A 24,410-nucleotide genomic window follows, 5' to 3' on the forward strand; every position below is an offset into this window, starting at 1 on the left:
CCCTCCCCCTGCCCATGAGGTGACTGGTATGCGGACCCTGACGACCGACTATCTGGCGCGCCCGGCAGGGCGCCTGTATCGAGCCAGCCGACTGCTGGCGGCCATCGAACAGGGGCTGTGCAGCGGGCTGATCATCGCCTTCAGCGTCCTGCTGATCGTCAATGTGATCGCCCGCTACGCCTTCAGCAGCCCGATCTTCTTCGCCGAGGAACTGGCCGTCTACATCCTGGTATGGATGGCCTTCCTGGCGATCTCGGTGTCCATCCATCATGACCAGCATGTCCGCCTGACCATGCTGATCGGCAGCTTGCCGGCGGGAATGCAGCGCGCCTGCTACTGGCTGACCGAGCTGATCTGCCTGGCCATCCTGGCCACGCTGCTGTGGTACTCCATCGGCTGGATCCGCTCGCCCTCGGTGGCTTACGACATCGCCATCACCCTCGACTGGCCGAAGTGGCACTTCTACCTGATCGTGCCGATCTTCTGCGCCAGCGCCATCTTCCACATCCTCGCCAGGCTGCCGGACCGCACCCGCACCGTCTTCGTCCTGGCCAGCGACGACGAGGAGTGAGCCCATGACACTCGCCATCTTCACCCTGCTGATGCTGCTGGGCATGCCGATCGCCTTCGTCTTGCTGGCAGCGACCCTGGCCTTCGTGGTCAACACCGGTAACTACCGGGTACTCGAGAGCCTGCCCCAGGTGCTGTTCGGCTCGCTGGAAGTCTTCGATCTGCTGGCGATCCCGCTGTTCATCCTGCTCGGCGAGATCATGAACGAGGGCGGCATCACCCGGCGCATCATCGAGGCGGCGCGGGCCTGGTTCTCGTGGATCCCCCACAGCATCGCCTATGTCTCGCTGACCTCGAACCTGATGCTGGCCTCGATCATGGGCTCGGCCACCGCGCAGATCGCCATCATGAGCCGGGTGATGACCCCGGAGCTGGAGCGCGACGGCTACGACAAGGGCTTCGCCGCGGCGCTGACCGCCGGGGCCGGCCTGCTGGGACCGATCATTCCGCCGTCGATGATCTTCATCATCTACGGCGTCATCGCCCAGGTCTCCATCGGCGCCATGTTCATGGGCGGCATCGTTCCCGGCCTGGTGCTCTTCGTGCTGATCAGCGGCCTGATCGCACTGATCGCCCGGCGCGCCCGCCAGGCCCCCAAGGAGGAACGTGCCACCGTCGACCGCTGGCTGGCCACCCGCAACGCCCTCCTGACCCTGTGCATTCCGCTGGTGATCGTCGGCGGCATCGCCTTCGGCATCGTCACGCCTACCGAGTCGGCGGCGGCGGCCACCCTGCTGGCGCTGATCATCGGGGGCCTGCTATTCCGCGACCTCAAGCTATCCAGCCTGCCGGGCGTCCTGCAGCGCACCGCGCGCAACACCGCCATCGTGCTGTTCCTGATCGCCGCGGCCAAGGCCTTCGGCTGGGTGCTGGTCTACAACCAGATTCCCCAGCAGGTCGCCGGCCTGATGCAGGGCGCCACCGAGAGCCCGCTGATCTTCATGCTGCTGGTGTTCGTGATGTTGATCGTGGTGGGCATGGTGCTCGACGGCATCGCCGCCCTGATCATCCTGGTACCGATCCTGCTGCCGGTGGCCCAGACCACCTACGGCATCGACCCCATCCACTTCGGCATCGTCACCTGCATGACCCTGACCCTGGGGCTGCTGACGCCCCCGGTGGGGGCCGGCCTCTACGTGGCCTCGGCGATCAGCAACGTCAGCCTGCAGCGCATCACGCTGTGGATCATGCCCTTCATCCTGGCGGCCTGCCTGGTGATTCTCCTGATCATCTTCAACCCCTGGCTGGTGGCCGTCTTCCGCTAGACGCCCGACCCGTGAAAGAGAGAGGTACGCAGCAATGAACAACGACACCATCATCATCGCCGGCGGCGGCATCGGCGGCCTGGCCGCCGCGCTGGGCCTGGCCCGCCAGGGCATTCCCTCCCTGGTGCTGGAACAGGCCCCCGAGCTCGGCGAGATCGGCGCCGGCATCCAGATCGGCCCCAACGCCTTCCACGCCTTCGACTACCTGGGCGTGGGCGACGAGGCCCGCGCCAAGGCGGTGTACATCGACAATCTGCTGTTGATGGACGCCATGGAGGACCGCCGAATCGCCGCCATCCCGCTGGACGAGGCGTTCCGGGCGCGCTTCAACAACCCCTATGCGGTGGTGCATCGCGCCGACCTGCACAAGGTGCTGCTCGACGCCTGCGAGGCCAATGTGCTGGTCGAGCTGCGCACCGACTCGCGGGTCGTCGATTACACGCAGGACGCCACCAGCGCCACCGTCATCCTCGCCGATGGCGAACGCGTCACCGGCAAGTGCCTGATCGGCGCCGAAGGGCTGAAGTCGCCGATCCGCCAGAAGGTGATCGGTGATGGCGAGCCCCGCGTCTCCGGCCACACCACCTATCGCTCGGTGATCCCCACCGCGCAGATGCCCGAGGAGCTTCGCTGGAACGCCGCCACCCTGTGGGCCGGCCCCAAGTGCCATATCGTCCACTACCCGCTCAAGGGCGGCGAGGTCTACAACCTGGTGGTGACCTACCACAACGATGCCCCCGAGCCGGTGGCCGGCAAGCCGGTGACCAGGGAGGAGGTGTACCGCGGCTTCGCCCATATCGCCGAGCGCCCTCGCCAGATCATCGAGCACGGCCAGGACTGGAAGATGTGGGTGCTGTGCGACCGCGATCCCAACGACCACTGGATCGACGGCCGGGTGGTGCTGCTCGGCGACGCCGCCCACCCGATGCTGCAGTACATGGCCCAGGGTGCCTGCATGGCCATGGAAGATGCCGTCTGCCTCTCCTACCACCTGGGCCACAAGGCCGACCTCGCCGACGCCTTCCTCGCCTATCGCGACGATCGCTTCGCCCGCACCGCCCGGGTGCAGACCTACTCGCGGCTGATGGGCGAGTACATCTACCACCCCGACGGCGGCAAGGCCGCGATGCGCAACGCCACCCTGCGCGCCATGAGCCCCGAGGACTTCTACGACCGCATCGAGTGGCTCTACGGCGGCAGCGGCCTGAGCAACGTCACCCAATAAGCACGTCCCGACAGGAGGGGTATCCCATGTCACTGACCGAAAAGCCGCAGAGCTCGCCCGAGCGCGAGGCCTACTACGAGAAGATCGCCAGGCAGGACTACAGCGCCCTGTGGAACGTGCTGAGCGGCATCATCACGCCGACGCCCAAGAGCGAGTGCGTCCCCCACCTGTGGGAGTTCGCCCCGGCCCGCGAGCTGCTGATGGAAGCCGGCGAGCTGATCACCGCCAAGGAGGCCGAGCGCCGGGTGCTGATCCTCGAGAACCCCGGGATGCGTGGCCAGAGTCGCATCACCACCTCGCTCTACGCCGGCCTGCAGCTGGTGCTGCCCGGCGAGGTGGCCCCGGCCCACCGCCACAGCCAGTCGGCGCTGCGCTTCGTGATGGACGGTGGCGGCGCCTGCACCGCGGTCAACGGCGAGCGCACGATCATGCAGGAAGGCGACTTCGTGATCACCCCGCCCTGGGCCTGGCACGACCACGGCAACGAGTCGGACCGGCCGATGATCTGGATGGACGGCCTGGACATTCCCATGCTCTCGTTCTTCGACGCCTCCTTCGCCGAGGGCCTGGGCGAGGACATGCAGGCGATCACCACGCCCACCGGCGACGCCCTGGCCCGCTACGGCGCCAACATGCTGCCGGTGGACTTCGAGAAGCAGGGCCTGGCCTCGCCGCTCTTCAACTACCCCTATGCGCGCACCCGCGAGGCGCTGGAGACCATGCGCCGGCGCGACGAGTGGGACCCCTGCCACGGCCTCAAGATGCGCTACGTCAATCCGGTGGACGGCGGCTGGGCCATGCCCACCATCGCCCCCTTCGTGCAGCTGCTGCCCAAGGGCTTCAAGACCGCCGGCTACCGCTCCACCGACGCCACGGTATTCAGCGTGATCGAGGGCACCGGCCGCACCACCATCGGCGACACCACCTTCCACTGGAAGCCCAAGGACATCTTCGTGATGCCCAGCTGGCACAAAGTGGTCCACGAGGCCGACGAGGACGCCGTGCTGTTCAGCTACTCCGACCGCGTCGCCCAGCAGAAGCTGGGGATCTGGCGCGAACAACGCGACGCCGACTGATAACGACTCCCCCTGAACCGAGAGGTAAACGACCATGACCGACTACGTCTTCGCACCCCAGCCCGTCACCAGCGTCGCCATCGAGGGTGACGACCAGCGCTTCCCGGTGCGCCGCATCTTCTGCGTGGGCCGCAACTACGAGGCTCACGCCCGCGAGATGGGCCGTGACCCGAGCCGCGAGTTCCCGTTCTTCTTCACCAAGCCGGCCGACGCCATCGTGCCCGACGGCAGTGAGGTGCCCTATCCGCCGGAGACCCAGAACTTCCACTACGAGATGGAACTGGTCATCGCCATCGGCAAGGCCGGCTTCCAGATCCCCGTGGACCAGGCCAACGACTACATCTACGGCTACGCCGCCGGCAACGACCTGACCCGACGCGACCTGCAGCTCGAGGCCCGCGAGAAGGGGCGCCCCTGGGACTGGGGCAAGGCCTTCGACGAATCCGCGGTGATCGCCCCCATTCGCAAAGCGAGCGAGATCGGCCACCCCACCACCGGCCGCATCTGGCTGGCCGTCAACGACGAGATCAAGCAGGACCAGGACATCGCCGACCTGATCTGGGACGTCCAGGAGATCGTCTCGATCCTCTCCCACTCCATGCGCATCCGGCCCGGCGACCTGATCTACACCGGCACCCCGGCCGGTGTCGGCCCGCTGCAGGTAGGCGACAAGGTCACCGGCGGCATCGACGGCATCGGCGATCATGCGATCACCATCGTGGCGCCGCGGGAGGGGCTATGAGCCTGGTCCTCCACAACTTCTTTCGCAGCTCGGCGTCGGTGCGCGTGCGCGCGGCGCTGAACCTCAAGGGGCTGGCCCACGAGCACGTCTCCTATGTGCTGCGTCAGAAGGAGCACCAGTCCGACGCCTACCTCAAGCTCAACCCGCAGGGCCTGGTACCGGCCCTGCAGCTCGACGACGGCACGGTGCTCGGCCAGTCCCTGGCGATCATCGAGTACCTCGACGAGACCCATCCCGAGCCCGCCCTGCTGCCCCAGGACCCGCTGGACCGCGCCCGGGTACGCTCGCTGGCCCAGGCCGTCGCCTGCGACATTCACCCGGTCAACAACCTGCGGGTGCTGCAGTACCTGGGCCAGGAGTTGAAGATCAGCGAAGCGGGCGTGGCCGACTGGTTCCGTCACTGGGTCGACCAGGGCTTCGCGCCCCTGGAGCAGCAGCTCGCCGGCGATACCCGCCGCGGCAAGTTCTGCCATGGCGACACCCCCGGCCTGGCCGACCTCTGCCTGTTCGCCCAGATTGCCAACAACCGACGCTTCGACGTCGACATGTCGCGCTACCCGACGCTCCAGGCGATCTTTGAGCACTGCCTGCAGCTGCCGGCCTTCGTCGATGCCCTGCCGGAGAACCACCCCCACGCCGGGTGATCCCTCCAGCGCGACTCGCCGGTACGGTAAGATGGAAGCCGCGGCCAGTTCCTGGCCGCGGCTTGTTACTTTCACACCTCAGGAGCCGCGACCATGACCGGTACGCCACTCACCAAGGCCAATTCGCTCCCCGGCAACCTGCTGCGGCGCTGCCACCAGATCAGCGTGGCGATCTTCCTCAGGAAGTGCGAAGCGTACAACCTGACCCAGCTGCAGTACGTGCTGCTCTCTGCCCTTGACGAGAAAGGGGCCCTCGACCAGATCACGCTCGGTGGTTTCACCGCCCTGGATCGCAACACCGTCGCCGTGGTGGTCCGCAAGCTCGAGGAACGCGGCCTGGTCACCCGGCGCCGCAACCCCGAGGATCGCCGCTCCATGCTGGTCACCCTCACGGAAGAGGGCGAGCGGCTACGCCTCGATGCCGAGTCGGCGGTACTCGCCGCCCAGGACGAGATCCTCGCCCCGCTCAGCGAGCCGGAGCGCGAGACCCTGTGCCGACTGCTGCAGCGCCTGGCCGACGAGAACAACGCCCTGAGCCGAGTGCCGATCCGCAGCGCCGGTTGAGGCGCTAGCTCTCCAGCGCCGCGAACGCCTCAGCGATGGTTGGCGGGGCCGCAGGGCGGGAGTACATCGACTTCAGGTACTCTCTCAACCGCGGTGCGCCGTCGAGCATTTTCTCTTCGTTCGCCCAGTCCAGGGTATACGCGGCGTTGAAGTCGGCCACGCTGAGTCGGTCGCCAACCATGTACTCGCGTGCTTTCATGTGTCCCTCGAGCACTGCCACCATCTCCAGACACTCCTGCCTGGCCAGGTCGACATCCTGAGGCAAGCGCTTCTCTTCCGGATAAATGAACGTGTGACGAGCGATACGCCACAGCGGCTGCTCGATCTCGGTCACCAGGAAGAACATCCAGCGATACATCTGGGCTCTCTCCTCCACCGTCTCCGGGATGAATCCCGCCTGTGGATACTTTTCGGCCAGGTAGAGTTGGATCGCGGCCGATTCGGTTACCACGAGGCTTCCGTCGACCAACACAGGGACCTTGGCGGCGGGGTTGAGAACGAGGAAGCCTTGTTGCTGGTTCTCTCCTTGCAAGAGGTTCACCGGGAGCATGTCGTACTCCAGGCCCAGTTCGTTGAGCAACCAGATGACACGCAGGGCACGGGTCGGGGGTGTTCCGTATAGTTTCATCATTTCCAGCTCCGTCGATTGGCAGACACCCGCTGTTTCACTTGTCTCCTGATCCAGTCGAGCGGGTGCTTGTGGAATCGACACCCCCGAGCGGAAGGCGATGCGCCTTGAGCCCGTGGCCTTCGGTTCCCGGGCTTGCAGGACGTCTGGTAGCCCAAGGGCGCGATGGCCCTTGCATCGCCCCCCTCTGCGCCCGAGACTCTATCGAATGCGTATTGAAGACATGAGCATCAATCCGCTGCTGGAGCTCAGCGACAATGATCGACCCGGGAGAGATCCCCACCTCGGCCCGATCCGCCGCGCCGGCTGAAGCCATGGACAGCCTACCCAGCCTGCGTTGCCTGCGCGCCCTGGCCACCGTCGCCGAGCGGGGCAGCGTGCTCGGCGCCGCCGAGGCCCTCAACCTCTCCCAGCCGGCGGTCTCCCGGGCGATCCGCGACCTGGAGAAGACGCTCGACCTGTCGCTGTTCGAGCGCCACCACGGCGGCATGCTCTGTACCGAGGCCGGCGAGCTGGTGGCCCACCGCTGCCGTCGCGTTCTCCACCAGTTCGCCCGCGCCGAGCGGCAACTGGCCCAGCTGCCGCTCGGGGGCCACTTCCACCGTCTGGCCCAGCGCCTCTCCCTGCGTCACCTGCGCGTGCTGGTGACCCTGGCCGAGACCCGCAACGAGCGCCAGGCCGCCCGGCGCCTGGCGCTCACCCAGCCCACCGTCAGCGCCAGCCTGCGCGACCTGGAGGGACGCGTCGGCACGCCGCTGTTCCTGCGCACCCAGCGCGGATTGATCGCCACCCCCGGCGGCACCCTGCTGACCCGGCACGCCAAGGTGGCCCTGCGCGAGATGGCGCTGCTCCAGGACGACATCGCCGCCTGGCGGGGCGAGGCCCAGGGGCGGGTGGTCATCGGCGCCCTGCCGCTGACCAGTTCCCTGCTGGTGCCGCGCGCCGTGGACACCCTGCTGCGCGAGCGCCCGGGGCTCGCCGTCACCGTCCACGAGGGCACCTATGACGTCCTCTTCGAGGCGCTGCGCAGCGGCGAGATCGATGCCCTGGTCGGGGTGCTGCACCGCATCGATCCCGAGGAGGAGATGACCCAGCAGGTGCTGCTGCATGACCGCCTGGTCGCCGTGGCGCGTCCCGGGCACCCCCTGATGGGGCACAGCGACCTGGCCCTGGAGGCACTGCTCGACTGGCCCTGGATCGCTCCCCCCAGGGGCACGCCCGCCCGCCACAGCTTCGACCAGCAGTTCAATACCCTGGGCATCACCCCGCCGACGCCGGTGGTGGAGGCCGGCAACCTGGGCGTCATCCGCGCCCTGCTGCGGGACAGCAACCGCCTCGCCCTGATCTCCCCCTACCAGGTGCATTACGAGGTGCAGGATGGGCACCTCGCCTATCTGCCGCTGCGCCTGCAGGGCCCGCCCCGGGCCATCGGCCTCACCATGCGCGAGGACAGTGCCCCCAGCCCGGCCCTGAGTGCCCTGCGCGACACCCTGTTGACGGTCAGCCGGGCGCTTCCGTCCAGCCCCTGATAGAAAAAACGCATACCCACGCCGTGGAATGGCATTGGTCCTCGGGCACCGCGCCAGCCCAGACTGAGGCCAACCGTGACGCCGGCGGCTCACCCCGTCGCCGCGGCAATAACAACCCCACAACGACACGCCCGGAGCCACCCATGACGCTCAAGACACTACTCACCACCACCGCGCTGGCCGGGGCCCTGGCCCTCACCACCGCCCAGGCGCAGGCCCAGACCCTGCGCGCCGAAAGCGGCAATCCCGCCACCTTCAATTCCCAGCTGGCCACCCTGATGAGCACCCTGGCCAGCCGCGACCACGACCTCGACATCCAGCTCAGCACCGGCCAGAACCTGGCCATGACCGGCGTCAAGCTGGGCGCCGGGCGCATCGATATGACGATGATTCCCACCGAGCTCTACGGCTACATGGGGGAAGGCACCCGCATGTATGGCGAGATGGGCGACCAGGCCGTCCAGGCGGCGGACAACCTGCGCTCGCTGTTCGGCTTCGTCCACGGCGCCTACCATGTCTTCACCTGGGCCGACAGCGGCATCGAGAGCTGGGACGACATCGCCGGCAAGAACGTCTACATCGGGCCGGCCGCCAGCGCCGCCAGCACCGCCATCGAGCAGGTGATCCATGCCAACACCGGCATGCGCCCCAACGAGGGCTATCGGGCGGTGACCCTCGGCTGGGGCGGCTCCGGCCAGGCCTTTTCTGACGGCCAGGTGGACGTGCTGGTGAGCGGCTCGCAGATCGGTTCCGCCTCCATCGAGCAGTACTCCCTGGTCAACCCGATCCGCTTCCTCGGCATGAGCGAGGAGGGCCTGGCGAGCGACACCTGGCAGGAACTGATGGCCACCCCCGGCATGCTGCCGGTGGAGATCACCAACGACACCTACGCCAACACCGTCAACGAGGAGGAGACCATCACCCTGCTGGCCTTCACCATGATGGCGCTGGTCAATCAGAGCCTCGACGAGGAGACCGCCTACCGGCTGACCAGCACGGTGTGGGACAACATCGACGAGATCCGCGACTCCAGCCCGATCTTCGACGGCCTGACGATCGAGGATGCCTTCATCGGCGTCGATGCCCCGCTGCACCCCGGCGCCTACCGCTACTACCAGGAGCGCGGCGTCGAGGTGCCCGAGCAGCTGATCCCCTGAGTCGCCGGCCCCGGCGCTGCCGGGGCCCCTCCCCCTGACCCGACTCGACAGGCTTGCCCATGACTCACGCACTCTTCCCGCACTCCGAGGTCCGCCTCCGGGCGGTCCTGGCCTACGCGGTTGGCCTCGGCATCGCCCTGCTGGGCATCGTCAACAGCATGCCGAGCTTCGGCCCGATCCCTCGCCTGGGGCCCTTCGGCTACGAGTACATGCACCCGCTGATGCTGGGCCTGGCGTGCCTGGCGGTGGTCGGCCGCCAGACGCTGCTGAAGACACCCGACGGCGCTGGCCCCGTCTGGCGCCTGGCAGGCGGCCTGCTGGATGTCGGAGTGCTCGTCGCGCTGATCGTTGCCCTGCACGACTACTACGTCACCATGGAGCGCCTCAAGGGCGGCCTGTTCTTCTTCGATGCCGCCCACGCCTGGACGGCGCTGGCCGGCGTGGCCGCCCTGCTGCTGATCTGCCTGCGCCAGTGGGGGCTGGCGCTGACCGCCGTGGCCGGGGTGGCGCTGCTCTACTTCTACACCGGCCACCACTGGCCGGGGCTGTTCCGCATGGCCCCCATCGACGTCATCGAGGGCACCGCGGATACCCTCTGGTACAACAGCACCAACGGCGTGCTGGGCTCGCTGCTGGCCATCGTCATCAACACCATCCTGCCCTTCATCCTGCTGGGGGCACTGCTCGAGGGCAGCGGCGCCGGCGGCTCGTTGATCAAGGTCTCGCTGCACGCCTTCCGGCGGGCCCGGGGCGGCCCGGCCCATGCCGCCATCCTCTCCTCGGGGCTGTTCGGCTCGGTCTCGGGCAGCGCCGTGGCCAACGTGGTGGGCACCGGGGTGATCACCATCCCGATGATCCGCCGCCGCGGCTTCAGCCCCGCCTTCGCCGGGGGCGTCGAGGCCACCGCCTCCAGCGGCGGCCAGATCATGCCGCCGATCATGGGCGCCGCGGCCCTGGTGATGGCCGACTTCATCGGTATCTCCTACCTGACCATCATCGTCGCCGCGCTGATTCCCGCGCTCTTCTACTACGGCTCGCTGTTCGCCGCCGTGGTCTACGAGGCGCGCCGCCTGGGCATCGAGAGCCGGCCGGTCGACCTCGACCCGGCCGACCGGCCCGAGCGCCAGGACTTCATCAACCTGATCATGGTCGCGGTGCCGCTGACGGTGGTGGTGGTCGCACTGATCGCCGGCTTCTCCCCGGCCGGCGCCGGTATCCTGGCGCTCTTCTCGGTGGTGCCGCTGAGCCTGGCGCTCAACCCCGAGATTCGCCGGTCTCCCTTGACCCTGGTCCGCTCCCTGGCCAATGGCGGCAACAGCTTCGCCACCCTGCTGATCGCGGTGGGCGTGGTCGGCATCATCGTCGCCGTGCTCTCCTCCACCGGCCTGCCGATCAAGTTCGCCCAGGTGATCGGCGCCTCCACCGGGGGCAGCCTGCTGGTCTCGCTGCTGCTGGCCATGATGGCGGCGCTGGTGCTGGGCATGGGCATGCCGACCCTGCCGGCCTACCTGACCATCATCCTGATCATGGGCCCGGCCATGCTGCGCCTGGGCCTGGAGCCGCTGGTCGCCCATATGTTCGTGTTCTACTTCGGGGTCGCCTCGGCGATCACCCCACCGGTGGCGGTGGCGGCCTTCGCGGCGGCCTCCATCAGCCAGGCATCGCCGCTCAAGACCGCCCTGGAGGCGACCCGCATCGGCCTGGTGATCTTCCTGCTGCCCTTCACCTTCGCCTTCTACCCGGAGCTCCTGCTGGTGCCCGAGGCGGGCGGTTCGGGCGCCTGGTACGACATGGCCTCGATCCTGCTGCGCCTCTGCCTGGCGGTGCTGCTGATCGCCTCGGGACTGGCCTGCCACGACCGCTGCCGGCTCTCGTTCGTCGAGGCCGCGCTGCGGGTGGGCGTGGCCATCGCCATGCTGGTGACCTTCCCGCTGGTGCACTGGCCGGCCTTCTTCCTCGGCGTCGCCCTGCTGGTGGTGCACCGCCAAACCAGCCTCAAGAAGGGAGCCCTGGCATGACCCGCAGACCCAACTTCCTGTTCATCATCACCGACCAGCAGCGCGCCGACTACCTCGGCTGCATGGGGCATCCGCTGCTGAAGACGCCGCATATCGACGGCCTGGCGGCGCGGGGCACCCGCTTCGAGGAGTTCCACACCGCGAGCCCGGTATGCATGCCCAACCGCGCCTCCCTGGTCACCGGCCGCTACCCCAGCGTGCACGGCCTGCGCAAGAACGGGCTGCACCTGCCCCGGCACAACAGCACCTTCGCCGAGGCGCTGCGCCTGGAGGGCTACCATACGGCGCTGATCGGCAAGTCCCACCTGCAGCCCTTCACCGGCCGCGACGTCCCGCAGCAGAACCCCGCGGCCGGGGCCCGCGTGCCGGATGCCCACCAGGAGAGCGACGAGGACTGGCGCAACGAGGAGCCGGAGCGCTGGAGCGACGAGGCGGAGTACCGCGTCGAGCTGCCCTACTACGGCTTCGCCCATGCCGACATCGTCACCAAGCACGGCGACAACTGCGGCGGCCACTACGACCGGTGGCTGCGCCGCCAGGTCGAGGACCCGGAGCGCCTGCAGGGCCCGGCCCATCAGCTGCCCCACGACTACATCTGTCCCCAGGCCTATCGCACCGCCATGCCGGAGGAGCTGCATCCCACCCGCTACGTGGAACGCCAGGCCTGCGACTACCTGGCCTCGCGACAGGGCGAGGAGGCGCCCTTCTTCGCTTTCGTCTCCTTCCCCGACCCCCACCATCCCTTCTGTCCGCCGGGCAGGTATTGGGACCTCTACGATCCCGACGACTTCGAGGTGGAGGTGCCCTATGACGCCCACCGCAATCCCCCCCCGCACCTGCGCTTCGTCGCCGACCAGTACCGCCGCGGGGAGCGCAACGCGCGCACCGAGAAGGCCTTCATGGCCAGCGAGCGGGAGATTCGCGAGGCCATGGCCCTGACCTGCGGCATGATCACCATGATCGACGACGCCGTGGGCCGCCTGCTGGAGAGCCTCGAGGATCACGGGCTCGCCGCGGACACCGTGGTGATCTTCACCAGCGACCACGGCGACTACATGGGCGACTTCAACCTGCTGCTGAAGGGCCCCGCCCCGCTGCGCAGCATCACCCGGGTGCCGCTGATCTGGGCCGAGCCCGGGGCGGGCGAGGCGCGCCGCACCGCGGCCCTGACCTCGGCCATCGACATGGCGCCGACCATTCTCGAGCGCGCCGGCATCACCCCCTATCACGGCATCCAGGGCACCAGCCTGCTGCCCCTACTGCGCGGCGAGGCCTGGGAACGGCGCTCACTGCTGATCGAACACGAGGACAATATCGCCCACTGGGGCTTCGAGCGGCCGGCCCACTCGCGCACCCTGCTCCGGGACGGCTACCGGCTGACGCTCTACCAGGACCAGGCGTGGGGCGAGCTCTACCACCTGGAGCGCGATCCCCACGAGACCCGCAACCTCTGGGACGATCCGGCCCATCGCGAGCAGCGTCACGCCCTGACCGAGGCGCTGTTGCGCCAGATGCTCGCCGCCAGCGAGCAGAGTCCCTGGCCCAAGCGCATCGCCTGAGCCAGCCCCCCCTCCCACAACGAGAAGAGCCAGCGCACTGCGCTGGCTCTTCTCGTTGTGTCATGTAGCCGGCCCACCTTGAGCCAGGCGCGGCCTCACCCGTCAGATATAAAAGTTGTTGCGCAGGCGGACCTGGTGCTGACGGTAGGCGCTCTCGGTCATCCGCTCGAGCAGCCGAAAGGCGGTCACGCCGATACGCTTGAACAGGGGGATCTCGGGCGCAGTGGCGGGCGCGCTATAGGAGAGCGTCTGGGTGGTCATGGCATGGGACCTCGGTCATTTCGTAAGGATGCTAACAGAATAGCCGATACTTAGACTTTAGTCCAACACACTCGCCGTTAGTCGCATGCGATCCGCCGGTCGCTCCGATGCGATGACAGCCGCAGGCCACCGAGGCGCTCTCGGTGCGCTTCCTCGCTCAGGGGGATCTACCGATCACACCAGGAGGAGATCGTAGGTCATGTTGAGCAGCGAGACGCCGATCAGGGTGTAGACCAGGCCGCTGACGGCACGGCTCGATAGCCGGGCGACCAGGGGCCGGCCCAGCATCACTCCCACGGCGCCGCCCAGGGTCACCAGCAGGGCGAGCAGCGGCTCGAGATGGCCGCCGCCGCCGAACACCAGGCCGGTGCAGGCCGACAGCAGCAGGCCGATGACCGTCGAGGTGCCCACCACCACCTTGATGTCGGCGCCGCTCATGGCGCGCAGGGTCGGCACGATCAGCACGCCGCCCCCCACCCCGGTGGCACCCACCATGGCCCCGCAGGCCGAGGGCATCAGCCCGCCCAGCCACTGGCCGACGTGCTGCAGCACCTGGGGCCGGAAGCTGGCCAGCAGCGCGAAGCCGGCGGCGGCCAGCACCGCCAGCTTGAGCCCATGCTGCACGCTCACCCCCCAGGAGGTGCGCAACAGCAGGGTGATGACCAGGGCCAGCAGCAGGCAAATGGGCACCGCCCAGCGCGAGAAACGCTTGAACAGCGTCCAGTCGACGCGGCTGTCGCGCCCGTGGGCATAGGTCGCTACCACCTTGATCAGTACCGAGACCAGGCTGGCGGTGCCCACCGCCGTGGCCGGCGCCACGCCGAACAGCAGCATCAGGCCCGGCACCATGATCACCCCGGCGCCGACCCCGGACAGCAGGATCAACAGGCCACAGAGGACACCGAACAGCAGGGCCGTGACTTCGAACATCGGCTAACTCCATGGCAAGACTCGAGAGCAAGGACGAAACGGCACCGGGCCGCCCCGTATCACGCTGGGTGTCCTATCCTGCCTCAGGCATTGAGATTCCAAAAATTCATTTTTAATATCCTTGAGTAAAATTTTTGAATACATATAGCGACGAGGACGCCGCCATGGAAGCCAAGCACCTGATGCAGCTGGCCATCATTCTCGACTGCGGCTCCATCAGCCAGGCCGCCGGCAAGCTGCACATCAGCCAGCCGACCCTGACCAAGAACATGCAGACGCTGGAGATGCAGGCCGGCGGCTCCCTCTTCACCCGCAGCCGTCACGGGGTGCGCCAGACGGCCTTGGGGGGCATGCTGGCCCGGGAGGGGCGCGCCATCGCCACGTCGGTGTGGGCGGCCGAGCAGTCCGCCACCCGCTTCGGCCTGGGCATGCAGACCGAGCTGCGCATCGGGGTCGGCCCCCTGGTGGCCAGCCTGTTGATGCACACCGTCACCGAGGCGCTGCTGCGCGACTACCCGAGCCTGTCACTGCTGATCCAGGTGGATACCCCCTACCGGCTGTTCGAGAAGATCAACGATGACGAGCTGGATATCGCCGTGGCCCCCACGGTGATCTCGGCGAGCCAGGAACTCGACCGCATCACCCTCTTCGAGGATCGCCTGGCCATCTTCGCCTCCCGCCATCACCCGCTGGCCGGCAAGGAGCGCATCGAGATCGATGACCTGGTCGGCTACCCCTGGGTCAATATCGCCACCTACGCCAAGTTCGAGGAGTCACCGGTGGAACGCCTGCAGAAGGCCGGGCTCAAGCAGGTGAACACCCATATCGCCCTGGCCGGCGATGCCACGATCTGCCTGAACATCCTGCCCACCGGCGACTACCTGAGCATCATGCCCGAGCGCCTCACCAACATCGCCGCCCCACACTATGGCCTGCAGAGCCTGCCGGTGGCGGCCGACTTCGGCGAGCGCAACATGCACCTCTGGTACCCCCCCGCCCTGGCCGGCGATGCCATGCTGGACGCCGTCGCCCGCGCCTTCATGGAGACCTTGGAAACGGCCACTGCGGTACCGCCGGCATGAAACTCGGCAGGCGCCATGCCCTGTAGAGCGATCGCCTCTAGAGCAATGCGCCCCTCCCTCAGTGCCGAGACAACGCCGCCCGCACCTCCTGCGGGACCGGCCTGCCCTGCATGCGCCGGGGATCCTCCGGGTGCCGCCCCGCCCAGACGCGGGTCACCCTGGCCTCCACGGCCACGGCGTCGCCGCGATGCAGCACATGCTGCACATCGAAGCTGCTGTGGCGGAACTCGGCGATGCGCGTCTCGATGCGCGCCTCGTCGCCGTAGCGGCAGGGGGCGAGGAAGCGGCTGCGCAGGTCCACCACCGGGTAGCCGATCACCTCGAAGCGCGTCTGTAGGGTCGCCAGGTCGAAACCCGCCTTGGCGAATAGCAGGTTGGTGCCGTGATCGAAGTAGGCCAGATAACGAGGATGGAAGACGATCCCCGCCGGATCGCAGTCGCTCCACTCGATCAGCCGGGTATGGGTATGGATCAGCATGGGTGATTCCCCGTGGGCACTCAGTCGAGCCGCAGCACGGCCGGCGGTGGCGCATCGCGGTAGAGGCCGACCACGACCTCGGCCCGGTTCTCGAGCACGGCACGCTGGCTGATCGAGCCCTTGTCGGTGACCTCATGGGCATCCAGGCGCGGCGGCGCGTCGAGCAGCACCAACCGACGCACCCGGGTCGAGCTGCCCGTGCTCTGGGCGTCCAGGTCGCGCAGCAGTTGCAGGAATCGCTCGCGCACCGGCTCGCTGGCCAGCACCACAGAGGCTTCTGCCGTGCCGTCCAGTCCCGCCAGTTCACGGCACTTCTCCAGGTCCGGGAAGACCATGGCCGAGACATAGGGCTTGTCGAGCCCGGCGATCACCGCATCCTTCACATGGGGCGCCCCGGCCTCGATGATGCGGGCGCGCAGCGGCCCGACGCTGACCCAGGTACCGGTATCGAGCTTGAAGTCCTCGCTGATGCGTCCGTCGAAGCGCATGCCGCGCTGCGGCTCGGCCGGGTCGATGAACCTGACCGCATCGCCCAGGCAGTAGAAGCCCTCCTCGTCGAAGCTCCTGGCGGTGACCTCGGGCTGGCGCCAGTAGCCCGGCATCACGCTGGGACCCTTCACCCGGCACTCCAGCTTGCCGCCATTGGGCACCAGCTTGACCGTCACCCCGCGGGCCGGCAGGCCCACCACGCCGGACTGCGACTCCTCCAGGGAAGCGAACATCGCCGAGGGGGCGGTTTCGGTGGCCCCCAGCCCGGTCAGCATCCCGACCTTGCAGCCGAGCGTCTGGACCGCCAGGCGGTCGAGCTCGTCCCAGATATGCTGCGAGAGCCCCGCCGCGGCGAAGAACATCAGGTTGAGGCGCGAGAAGAAGGTCTCACGCAGGGCATCGTCGCGCTTCAGGTAGTCGACCAGGATCTCGAAGCCCTTGGGCACGTTGAAGTAGACCGTCGGCGAGATCTCGCGGAGGTTGGCGATGGTCTTCTCGAACTCGCCGGGCACCGGCCGGCCATCGTCGATGTAGAGGCTGCCGCCGTTGTAGAGCACGATGCCGATGTTGTGGTTTCCGCCGAAGGTGTGGTTCCAGGGCAACCAGTCCACCAGCACCGGGGGCTCGTCGCGCAGGAAGGGCATCTGTGCCGCCAGCATCTCCTGGTTGGCGCACAGCATGCGGTGGGTATTGATCACCCCCTTGGGCATGCCGGTGGAGCCGGAGGTGAACAGGAACTTGGCGATGGTATCGGGGGTGACGGCCGCATGGGCGGCATCGACCGCCTCGGTCACCGGCGTCGCCAGCAGCTCGGCGACGTCCTGCACGCCCGACACCCCGTCGGGGACCACCGCCAGGCAGGCGCAGTCGTCGGGGCGAACCGCGGCCAGGGCGGCGGCGAAGTCTTCCGCCCGATCGACCATCAGCAGGCCCGGGGTCAGCAGCTCGACGATATGGCGCAGCTTGCCGAAGTCCCGGCTGACCAGCGAGTAGGCCGGCGAGACGGGGGCAAAGGGGATGCCCACGTACATGGCCGCCAGCGCCAGCAGCAGGTGCTCGATGGAGTTGCCACCGAGGATGGCCAGGGGCCGCTCGGGGCTCAGGCCGTGATTCAACAGTCCTTGCGCCAGATGGCGTACCCGGGTCAGGGTCTCGGCATAGCTCAGGCGCTGCCACTCACCCCGGGCATCGCGCCGCGCCACGAAGGTCCGGTCCGGCGCCTCACGGGCCCAGCGATGCAGGCATTCGAGCAGGGTGGCGGGGTAGTCGCCCAGCGGTTCCTCGACATTGAGCAATTGGGTGCCGTCGGCGCGCGGGAGCAACTTGGCGGTAGCAGTGCCCAAACGGACATCGCGGAAGGGGTGGGACATGGGCGCTCCTGCGGGTTGTGATCGTTGTCAGGATCGGTGATGGCGTGCGCTACCCTAGACAGCGGCGCCTTGATAGCATGCACCTCAATACTTTCACAAACTGTTTAACCACAAAACATTATGCGCGTTAAACATTGGTCTATGAGGGGCAGGCAGACACATGAACAGCGACGACAGGAATGGAATCGACTACTCGATGCTGCAATCGCGCCTCGGCTACAAGCTGCGCCGGGCGCAGCTCGTCTATTTCGATGTCTTCTTCGAGGCCTGCGCCCAGGAAGGCATCACGCCAGGACTGTTCAGCATCCTCGCCATCATCTACCACAACCCGGGGCTCACCCAGTCGGCGGTCTCCGCGGCCCTGGACGTGGATCGCTCGGCCATGGTGGCCGCCATCGACAAGCTGGAGAGCATGGAGGTGGTGGAGCGTCGCAAGTCGAAGAACGACCGTCGCTCCTACGCCCTCTATCTGACCAGCAAGGGCAAGACCTTCACCGAGCGCCTCAATCGCAAGGTCGTGGCGGGCGAGGAAGGCTTCGACACCTTCATGAAGGAGGGGGAGCGGGAGTGGCTGCTCGACATCCTCGACCGCATCATCGCGGCCCGTCAGAACAAATGAAAAAGGCCCCGCCGAGGCGGGGCCGACGTCACCGTCGTGACGACCAATCAGAAATCGAAGCGTTTAGAAATCGAAGAACACCGTCTCGCCTTCGCCCTGCAGGCGGATATCGAAGCGGTAGCGTACCTTGCCGTCGACCTCCTCGCGCTTGGCGATCAGGGTCTGGCGGCGGGCCGGCGACTCGATGGCATTGAGCACCGGGCAGGCGGCGTTGGTTTCGGCTTCGTCCTCGAAGTAGAGGCGGGTCTGCAGGTGGATGTTGATGCCCCGGGCGAAGACCGCCAGGTTGATGTGCGGTGCCATCACCTTGCCGTCGCCGCGCGTCACCGCGCCGGGCTTGATGGTGGTCAGCGACCACTCGCTGCCGCCCTCGGCGGTGGTGGCGGTGCGACCGAAGCCGTTGAAGGGCTTGTGTAGATCGAACTCGGGCCGGTACTGGCCCTGGGCGTCGGCCTGCCAGGCCTCGAGCAGGGCGTCGCGCACCAGGTCGCCGTTGCCGTCGATCACGGTGCCGACCACCTCGATGGGCTCGCCCTCGGCCTCGGGTCTGGCCATTTGACTCCAGATCTCCTCGTCGCGCTCGGGCAGGCCGGCCACGTGCAGGGCCAGGCCGATATGCACGTAGGGGCCGGCGGTCTGGGAGGCGGTCTCGCGCAGCATCAACTCGCTGCAGGGTCGGGAATTCGGCTGTTGCATGGTCTGGTTACCCCATCCTGTACTGGTTCTCGAAGCGATTACTGGTTGTCGAACCGGTTACTGGTTTTCGAAATAGGTCTGCAGTTCGCCGCGCACCACCAGGTCGAAGCGGTAAGCCAGGCAGTCCATGGGGCGGCTGCGCGCCATGTCGAGGCGCCCGATCATGGTCTCGACGGCCTCCTGGTCGTTGAGGGTCTGCACGATGGGGCAGATCGGGATCAGCGGGTCGCCCTCGAAGTACATCTGGGTCACCAGGCGGGTGGAGATCGCCGGCCCCATCACCGAGACATGGATATGCGCCGGGCGCCAGGTGTTGATGCCGTTGCCCCAGGGGTAGGGGCCGGGCTTGATGGTACGGAAGCGATACCAGCCCTGATCGTCGGTGAGGCAGCGCCCCACCCCGCCGAAGTTGGGATCCAGCGGTGCCAGGTAGGCGTCTTTCTTGTGGCGATAGCGACCGCCGGCATTGGCCTGCCACATCTCCACCAGGGTGTGCGGCACCGGCTTGCCGAACTGGTCGATGACCCGGCCGAACATGATGATCCGCTCGCCGACCGGCAGGCCAGCCGCCCCTGCCAACGCGGGGTCTTCACGATAGTTGAGCAGCAGGTCGTTGTCGTGGGGCCCCATGCGCAGCCGGCGGAAGTCCGGACCGGTCAGCTCGGAGACGCTGGGCGCCTGCAGGCTGACCAGCGCCTGGCTGGGCGAACGGGCCACGGAGGTCTTGTAGCCGGGCGTGTAGGCGGCGGGGTGCCAGTCACGGTCGCGCTCCACGTAGCGCTTGTTGTCGTGCTGCATGTCGAGTCATCTCTGGGCTGGGGTTGATCGGGCTCAGTGTGGCGCCTTGTCGCAGGGCTGCCAATTGACGTCTCGCCCCACCCCCATAACCCAGTGGTTATACCGCCGCCACCTGGCGCAGGATCTCGCAGAAGGCCTCCAGGGCCAGCGAAGGCTGCATGCTGGCGTTGGTGCACAGCCCCACCGAACCGCCGTGGGACTCGAGATCCAGGCTCAATCGGCACAGCCGGCCTGCGGCGAGATCCTCGGCGACGGCCTCCTCCGGGGCGACCCAGATCGCTTCGCTCTCGAGGGTATAGTGGCGGCTGAGCGGCAGCGAGAGGGTCTCCAGCAGGCGCGACGGCAGGCTCAGGGCGTGGCGCACGCAGAAGCTGTCCACCTGCTGGCGCAGGGTGGTCTGGGGCGGTGGCAACACCCAGGGGTGATCGGTCAGCGCCTCGGGCGGCAGGGGATCCACGCCGGCCAGGGGGTGGCCGGCCCGCACCACCAGCAGCAGTCGCTCGTAGTAGAGGTGTTCGAAGGCCAGGTCCTGGATCTCGCGGGCCTCGGTCATGCGCCCCACCACCAGGTCCAGCTCGCCGCGGCGCAACCGCGAGAGCAGGAAGGCGCTGGGGCCGGTGACCACGTTGACGCCCACCTCGCCGTGCGCCGAGCCTTCGGCGTGCCAGCGGTGCAGCGCCTCGGGCAGCAGCCGGCTCTCCACGGTGGAGAGCGCCCCCACACGCAGCCAGCGCGTCCCCTGATGGGTATCCCCGATCGCCCCCACGCCCTCCTCCAGGGCGCGCAGTGCCGGCCCGGCGTGGCGCAGCAGGGTCAGCCCCGCCTGGGTCAGGGCCACGCCCTGGGGCGTGCGCTCGAACAGGCTGGTGTCGAGGAGCTCCTCGAGCTCGCGGATGGTCTTGGACATGCCCGGCTGGGTGATCGCCAGCCGCTCGGCGGCTCGGGCGAAGCTGCGCTGGCGGGCCACCTCGAGGAAGGCCTGCAGGTGGCGCAGCTTGATCCGGGCATTGAGCATTCAGGTCTCCTGCTGGCGGGAGGCGAGCAGTCGGCGGGTGCTCGCCATGGCCACCAGACTGATCAGCAGGGTCGGCAGGAAGGCCAGCGCCACGGTCCCCGAGAGGTCGTTGAGCCAGCCGCCGACCACGGTGATGGCGAAGACCAGAAGATAACCGAAGCAGAGCATGCCGGCCATCAGCCGCGGCAGCGCCTCGAGGCGCACCAGCCAGGCCGGCAGCGCCAGCACGAAGATGAACAGCGCACTGGTGAAGAAGCCGAACACCCCGGCGGCCCACACCACCCCGCTGCCGGGCAACCAGAGCATCAGCGGCAGCGCCAGCAGGGCCAGGGCGGTGATGGCGATCAAGGGCAACGGCCGCCCCATCAGGCGATCGGCGTAGAGGATCAGCAGCGCCGAGGAGAGCATCTGGGCGCCGTTGAGCGCCGTCAGGCTGGGCGCCAGCAGCGCCAGGCGGTCGCTTTCCTCGAGCAGCGGCGGCAGGAAGACGTTGCCGGTGAAGTAGAGGGCCGCCGCCGCACCGAGCAGCGCCACCAGGCGCCACATGCGACCGTCGCGGGCATCCGGCAGGATCAGGCCGGCGGCCCGGGAACCACTCGTCATGGCCGGCAGGCGTCGGCCGCCCACCACCAGGGCCAGCATCAGCAGCGGCACCGGCGCGACCCACAGGGCGAAGGCCCATTGCCACTGGGCGCCGAGCCAGGCGGCCACCAGGGGCCCGGTGGCCCCGGCGGCCAGCAGTTCGCCCACCAGCAGGCCGTTGGTGTAGACCGCCGAGGCGCGGCCGATGCGCTCGGGCGCCCACAGCTTGGCCAGCACCGGCATCGCCGCCTGCATCAGGGCGATGCCGGCGCCCATCAGCAGGGTGGCCAGCATAAAGGGCACGAAGGCGCCGGGAAGACTCCTCAGACCGCTCCCGATCGCCATCACCGCCAGGCCGCCCAGCACGCAAGTGCGCACCCCGAGCCGGGCCAGCAGCCAGCCGGTCGCCAGGCCGCCTACCGCCAGGGTCACCAGCGGCAGGCTGGTGGCAATGGCCACCTCGCCGCCGGTGAACCCCAACACCGCCTTGAGCTGGGGAATCAGCGGCGGCACCACCAGCACCGTCAAGCGCAGATAGAGCCCCAGGCACCACAGCAGGCCATAGGCCAGCAGCGCCTGGCGCAGCCGGTCCGAGGATGCCATGGTCGCCGCGTCCTGGTTCATGCCCCTCTCCCCGTCTCCAGAAAGCCGAAACCGGCCCGCAGGCCGGTTCGGCATCATGCCATGGGGCACTCCTTATTAGCACCCTAACAAAAGGTCCTAGCGGATCGTCCCTCAACGGCACCGAGGCCCGCCCCTAGGGGGTCAGACCCCAGCCAAGTTGCCAGGCTTGTCATCGTGCACGTGGCGAGCGGATGCGACCCCGCCGGGGTCTGACCCCCTAGCGCCTCCCAGCGCCGGCAGCTCACCGCCCGAATACTTTCAACCCACTGATTTTTCAGTAAGACTCCTGGGGGATCGCTGGCGTGGACCTAGGCCTGCTCCCCGCCCCAGCCCAGTTGCTTGGCCAGGGCAAAGGCGTGATTGGCCGCCGGTACGCCGCCATAGATGGCCACGTGCATCAGCACCTGGCGCAGCTCTGCCTCGGTGAGGCCGATACGCTTCGCCGTCTTGAGGTGCAGTTCGAGCTCCTCGCGGCCCAGGGCGGCCAGGATGCCGGTGGTGATCATGCTGCGCTCGCGACGGGTCAGGTCGTCGTTGCTCCACAGCTCGCCCCAGGCCAGGCGGGTGATCATCTGCTGGAAGGGGGCATCCAGGCGGGTGGCGTTGTCGGTGGAGCGGGCCACGTGTTCCTCGCCCAGCACCTGCTTGCGGGTCGTCAGGCCGGTGGCGTAGTCCACGCCCTTGTCGCCGACGTCGCCCAGGTCCACCGCCAGCACCGCCAGCAGCTTCTCGGCGAACAGGGCCGGCACCTCCACGGAGGGCACATGGCCGACGGCGTCGAGGATCTCGAGCGTCGCGCCGTCGCACTCGGCCGCCAGGGCCTCCAGCGTCGCCGGCGGGGTTGCCAGGTCCTCGCTGCCGCCCAGCAACTGCACCTTCACTCCCTTCCTGGTCAGCTTGCCGGTAAAGGCGTGGCTGCCCAGCATCTCGCACAGGCGCGCATAGGACTCGTCGTCGCCACGCCCCATCTGGGTCATCCAGCCGTGCTTGAGCGCCGGATTGGCCTCGATGCGACCGGCGGAGAACCAGCGCGGCACGATCTCGCCGCTGATCGCTCCCAGGCCCTCGCTACGCACCCGGCCGGCGCGGGTGGTCCAGAGCTCGCTGGTGCCGATCACCGCCCCGGTGTTGGTCAGGGTGACGGAGTAGAGCCGCTCGGCGTGCTCGGCCAGCAGTTGCTGGCCCACCACGCCGCCGATGGAGGTGCCGGCGAAGTGGAAGCGGCCGGCGCCGGCGTGGTCGGCCAGGGCCAGGGCCTCGCTTGCCAGGTCGGCCGGGGTGATCGCTCCCTCGCCCCAGGCCTGGCTGGCGCCATGGCCGGGCAGGTCCCAGGTCAGCACGCGGTAGCGTGGCAGCAGCGCCGGCAGCACGTCGTCCCACACCGCCTGGCTCATGCCCAGCGGATGGGCCAGCACCACCAGCGGCAGCGCCTCGGCTCCGAGCAGGCGATAGGCCACGCTGCGGCCGTTGATGTTCAGAAATGCCATGGAAGTCTCTCCTGACGCCTAACGTCAAAATTCAATGTTGTCCCCCTCGACGGCGGTCCGTACCGTCCGTCAGTGGCCCCCGAAATGGCCCCGATGGAGAGTCGTTAAGCCGCCTTGAGTCCCAGGATCTCGCGAGCCTGTTGCCAGGTAGCCACCGGACGCTCGTATTTCTCGCAAAGCTCCGCCACCCGCTCGACCAAGGCGGCATTCGAGGGTGCCAAGCGCTCCTTGTCCCAGCGGACATTGTCCTCGAGGCCAGTGCGAGTGTGGCCTCCGGCGGCGATCGACCATTCGTTGAGCACTAACTGGTTGGCGCCGACACCGGCCCCGCACCACTGGGAACCCGGCGCCAGTCGCTCGAGGGTCTCGATGTAGAAGTCGAAGGTCGGCTTGTCGACCGGCATGGCGTTCTTCACGCCCATCACGAACTGGACGTACAGCGGCGCCTTGATCTTGCCCTGCTTCATCAGGTTCACCGCCTGATGGATATGCGACAGGTCAAAGGCCTCGATCTCGGGCTTGATGTCATAGGTCAGCATCTCGGAGGCGAGCCAGTCCACCAGGTCGGGGGAATTCTCGTAGACGCGCGTAGGGAAGTTGTTGGACCCCACCGACAGACTGGCCATGTCGGGCTTCAGCGGTAGCATGCCGCCGCGCTCACGGTCGGCACCAGAGCGGCCGCCGGTGGACAGCTGGACGATCATGCCCGGGCAGTGCTTGCGCAGTCCTTCCAGCAAACGGGCAAACTTCTCGGGATCCGAGGTCGGGGTCTGATCCTCGTTGCGGACATGGCAGTGCGCAATGGTCGCCCCGGCCTCGAAGGCCGCCTGGGTGCTCTCGATCTGCTCCTCGATGGTGATCGGAACCGCCGGGTTGTTCTCTTTGCGTGGCAGGCTGCCGGTGATGGCAACGCAGATAATGCAGGGATTTGACATGGGAACCTCGCGTAATGCCTACGCTTTGTCTGAAAACTGCCTGCGCTCGGTCATACGGCGTTAAAAA

The 24,410-nt window shown here is 67.8% G+C and carries 24 protein-coding genes; 13 read left to right on the plus strand and 11 right to left on the minus strand.

The window, feature by feature from the left end; all coding sequences use genetic code 11:
- Positions 1–28 precede the first annotated feature (28 nt).
- From C1H66_RS19170 to C1H66_RS19200, 7 genes are all read left to right on the plus strand, one after another.
- Positions 29–571, plus strand: coding sequence for a TRAP transporter small permease (locus tag C1H66_RS19170; protein WP_102629475.1), 543 nt, complete (start codon positions 29–31; stop codon positions 569–571).
- A gap of 4 nt (positions 572–575) precedes the next feature.
- Positions 576–1,835 (plus strand): TRAP transporter large permease, encoded by a 1,260-nt coding sequence (locus C1H66_RS19175; RefSeq protein WP_102629476.1) that lies wholly within the window; start codon positions 576–578, stop codon positions 1,833–1,835.
- 34 nt (positions 1,836–1,869) lie between these two features.
- Positions 1,870–3,060, plus strand: coding sequence for a 3-hydroxybenzoate 6-monooxygenase (locus tag C1H66_RS19180; RefSeq protein WP_102629477.1), 1,191 nt, complete (start codon positions 1,870–1,872; stop codon positions 3,058–3,060).
- Between the two features lie 26 nt (positions 3,061–3,086).
- Positions 3,087–4,136, plus strand: a complete 1,050-nt coding sequence (gene gtdA, locus C1H66_RS19185; protein WP_102629478.1) for a gentisate 1,2-dioxygenase — start codon at positions 3,087–3,089, stop codon at positions 4,134–4,136.
- Positions 4,137–4,170: 34 nt separating this feature from the next.
- Entirely contained in the window at positions 4,171–4,878 is a 708-nt protein-coding gene (locus C1H66_RS19190; protein WP_102629479.1) for a fumarylacetoacetate hydrolase family protein, read from the plus strand.
- Positions 4,875–5,522 carry a maleylacetoacetate isomerase gene (maiA, locus tag C1H66_RS19195; RefSeq protein ID WP_102629480.1) on the plus strand — a complete coding sequence of 216 codons (648 nt, stop codon included), beginning with the start codon at positions 4,875–4,877 and terminating at the stop codon, positions 5,520–5,522. Before C1H66_RS19190 ends, maiA begins: the two co-directional genes overlap by 4 nt.
- 93 nt (positions 5,523–5,615) lie before the next feature.
- Positions 5,616–6,086, plus strand: coding sequence for a MarR family winged helix-turn-helix transcriptional regulator (locus tag C1H66_RS19200; RefSeq protein ID WP_102629481.1), 471 nt, complete (start codon positions 5,616–5,618; stop codon positions 6,084–6,086).
- A 4-nt stretch (positions 6,087–6,090) separates the two neighbouring features.
- Here the strand turns inward: C1H66_RS19200 and C1H66_RS19205 are convergent, their stop codons facing one another.
- A complete protein-coding gene (locus C1H66_RS19205) occupies positions 6,091–6,717 on the minus strand; it encodes a glutathione S-transferase family protein (protein WP_102629482.1) in 627 nt (208 codons plus the stop codon).
- Positions 6,718–6,971: 254 nt separating this feature from the next.
- On the opposite strand from C1H66_RS19205, the gene C1H66_RS19210 reads away from it, so the two are divergent.
- The 4 genes from C1H66_RS19210 (at position 6,972) to C1H66_RS19225 (ending at position 12,977) form a co-directional block, all read left to right on the plus strand.
- On the plus strand, positions 6,972–8,243 hold the full coding sequence (locus C1H66_RS19210) for a LysR family transcriptional regulator (protein ID WP_102629483.1): 1,272 nt from the start codon (positions 6,972–6,974) through the stop codon (positions 8,241–8,243).
- Positions 8,244–8,386: 143 nt separating this feature from the next.
- Entirely contained in the window at positions 8,387–9,400 is a 1,014-nt protein-coding gene (locus C1H66_RS19215; protein WP_102629484.1) for a TAXI family TRAP transporter solute-binding subunit, read from the plus strand.
- Positions 9,401–9,459: 59 nt separating this feature from the next.
- Positions 9,460–11,418: a TRAP transporter permease gene (locus tag C1H66_RS19220; RefSeq protein ID WP_102629485.1), complete on the plus strand. Its 1,959-nt coding sequence runs from the start codon at positions 9,460–9,462 to the stop codon at positions 11,416–11,418.
- Entirely contained in the window at positions 11,415–12,977 is a 1,563-nt protein-coding gene (locus C1H66_RS19225; protein ID WP_102629486.1) for a sulfatase family protein, read from the plus strand. Before C1H66_RS19220 ends, C1H66_RS19225 begins: the two co-directional genes overlap by 4 nt.
- 102 nt (positions 12,978–13,079) lie before the next feature.
- On the opposite strand, the gene C1H66_RS22990 is transcribed toward C1H66_RS19225, so the two are convergent.
- Positions 13,080–13,238, minus strand: a complete 159-nt coding sequence (locus tag C1H66_RS22990) for a hypothetical protein (protein WP_170064188.1) — start codon at positions 13,236–13,238, stop codon at positions 13,080–13,082.
- A gap of 174 nt (positions 13,239–13,412) precedes the next feature.
- The gene (locus C1H66_RS19230; RefSeq protein ID WP_102629487.1) at positions 13,413–14,168 is read right to left on the minus strand and encodes a sulfite exporter TauE/SafE family protein; all 756 of its coding nucleotides are present in this window, start codon (positions 14,166–14,168) and stop codon (positions 13,413–13,415) included.
- A gap of 164 nt (positions 14,169–14,332) precedes the next feature.
- Between C1H66_RS19230 and C1H66_RS19235 the strand changes: the two genes are divergently transcribed.
- Complete coding sequence (locus tag C1H66_RS19235; RefSeq protein WP_102629488.1) at positions 14,333–15,250, plus strand: LysR family transcriptional regulator; 918 nt, start codon at positions 14,333–14,335, stop codon at positions 15,248–15,250.
- Positions 15,251–15,308: 58 nt separating this feature from the next.
- Here the strand turns inward: C1H66_RS19235 and C1H66_RS19240 are convergent, their stop codons facing one another.
- Positions 15,309–15,728 carry an acyl-CoA thioesterase gene (locus C1H66_RS19240; RefSeq protein ID WP_102629489.1) on the minus strand — a complete coding sequence of 140 codons (420 nt, stop codon included), beginning with the start codon at positions 15,726–15,728 and terminating at the stop codon, positions 15,309–15,311.
- Between the two features lie 20 nt (positions 15,729–15,748).
- Positions 15,749–17,587 (minus strand): feruloyl-CoA synthase, encoded by a 1,839-nt coding sequence (locus C1H66_RS19245; protein WP_102629490.1) that lies wholly within the window; start codon positions 17,585–17,587, stop codon positions 15,749–15,751.
- Between the two features lie 160 nt (positions 17,588–17,747).
- Between C1H66_RS19245 and C1H66_RS19250 the strand changes: the two genes are divergently transcribed.
- Entirely contained in the window at positions 17,748–18,206 is a 459-nt protein-coding gene (locus C1H66_RS19250; RefSeq protein WP_102629491.1) for a MarR family winged helix-turn-helix transcriptional regulator, read from the plus strand.
- Positions 18,207–18,269: 63 nt separating this feature from the next.
- On the opposite strand, the gene pcaG is transcribed toward C1H66_RS19250, so the two are convergent.
- The 6 genes from pcaG to C1H66_RS19280 all read right to left on the minus strand — a co-directional run bounded on the left by pcaG (position 18,270) and on the right by C1H66_RS19280 (position 24,343).
- Positions 18,270–18,902, minus strand: coding sequence for a protocatechuate 3,4-dioxygenase subunit alpha (gene pcaG, locus C1H66_RS19255; RefSeq protein ID WP_181423479.1), 633 nt, complete (start codon positions 18,900–18,902; stop codon positions 18,270–18,272).
- A gap of 57 nt (positions 18,903–18,959) precedes the next feature.
- Entirely contained in the window at positions 18,960–19,700 is a 741-nt protein-coding gene (pcaH, locus tag C1H66_RS19260; protein ID WP_102629493.1) for a protocatechuate 3,4-dioxygenase subunit beta, read from the minus strand.
- Between the two features lie 97 nt (positions 19,701–19,797).
- Positions 19,798–20,715, minus strand: a complete 918-nt coding sequence (gene pcaQ, locus C1H66_RS19265) for a pca operon transcription factor PcaQ (protein WP_102629494.1) — start codon at positions 20,713–20,715, stop codon at positions 19,798–19,800.
- The gene (locus C1H66_RS19270) at positions 20,716–21,921 is read right to left on the minus strand and encodes an MFS transporter (protein ID WP_170064189.1); all 1,206 of its coding nucleotides are present in this window, start codon (positions 21,919–21,921) and stop codon (positions 20,716–20,718) included.
- 308 nt (positions 21,922–22,229) lie between these two features.
- Entirely contained in the window at positions 22,230–23,408 is a 1,179-nt protein-coding gene (locus tag C1H66_RS19275; protein ID WP_102629496.1) for an alpha/beta fold hydrolase, read from the minus strand.
- Positions 23,409–23,512: 104 nt separating this feature from the next.
- Positions 23,513–24,343 (minus strand): 3-oxoadipate:acetyl-CoA acetyltransferase, encoded by an 831-nt coding sequence (locus tag C1H66_RS19280; protein WP_102629497.1) that lies wholly within the window; start codon positions 24,341–24,343, stop codon positions 23,513–23,515.
- Between the last annotated feature and the right edge of the window lie 67 nt (positions 24,344–24,410).

Origin of the sequence: Halomonas heilongjiangensis (assembly GCF_002879645.1) — a bacterium.
In the GTDB taxonomy this organism is placed as follows: Bacteria; Pseudomonadota; Gammaproteobacteria; order Pseudomonadales; family Halomonadaceae; genus Halomonas; species Halomonas heilongjiangensis.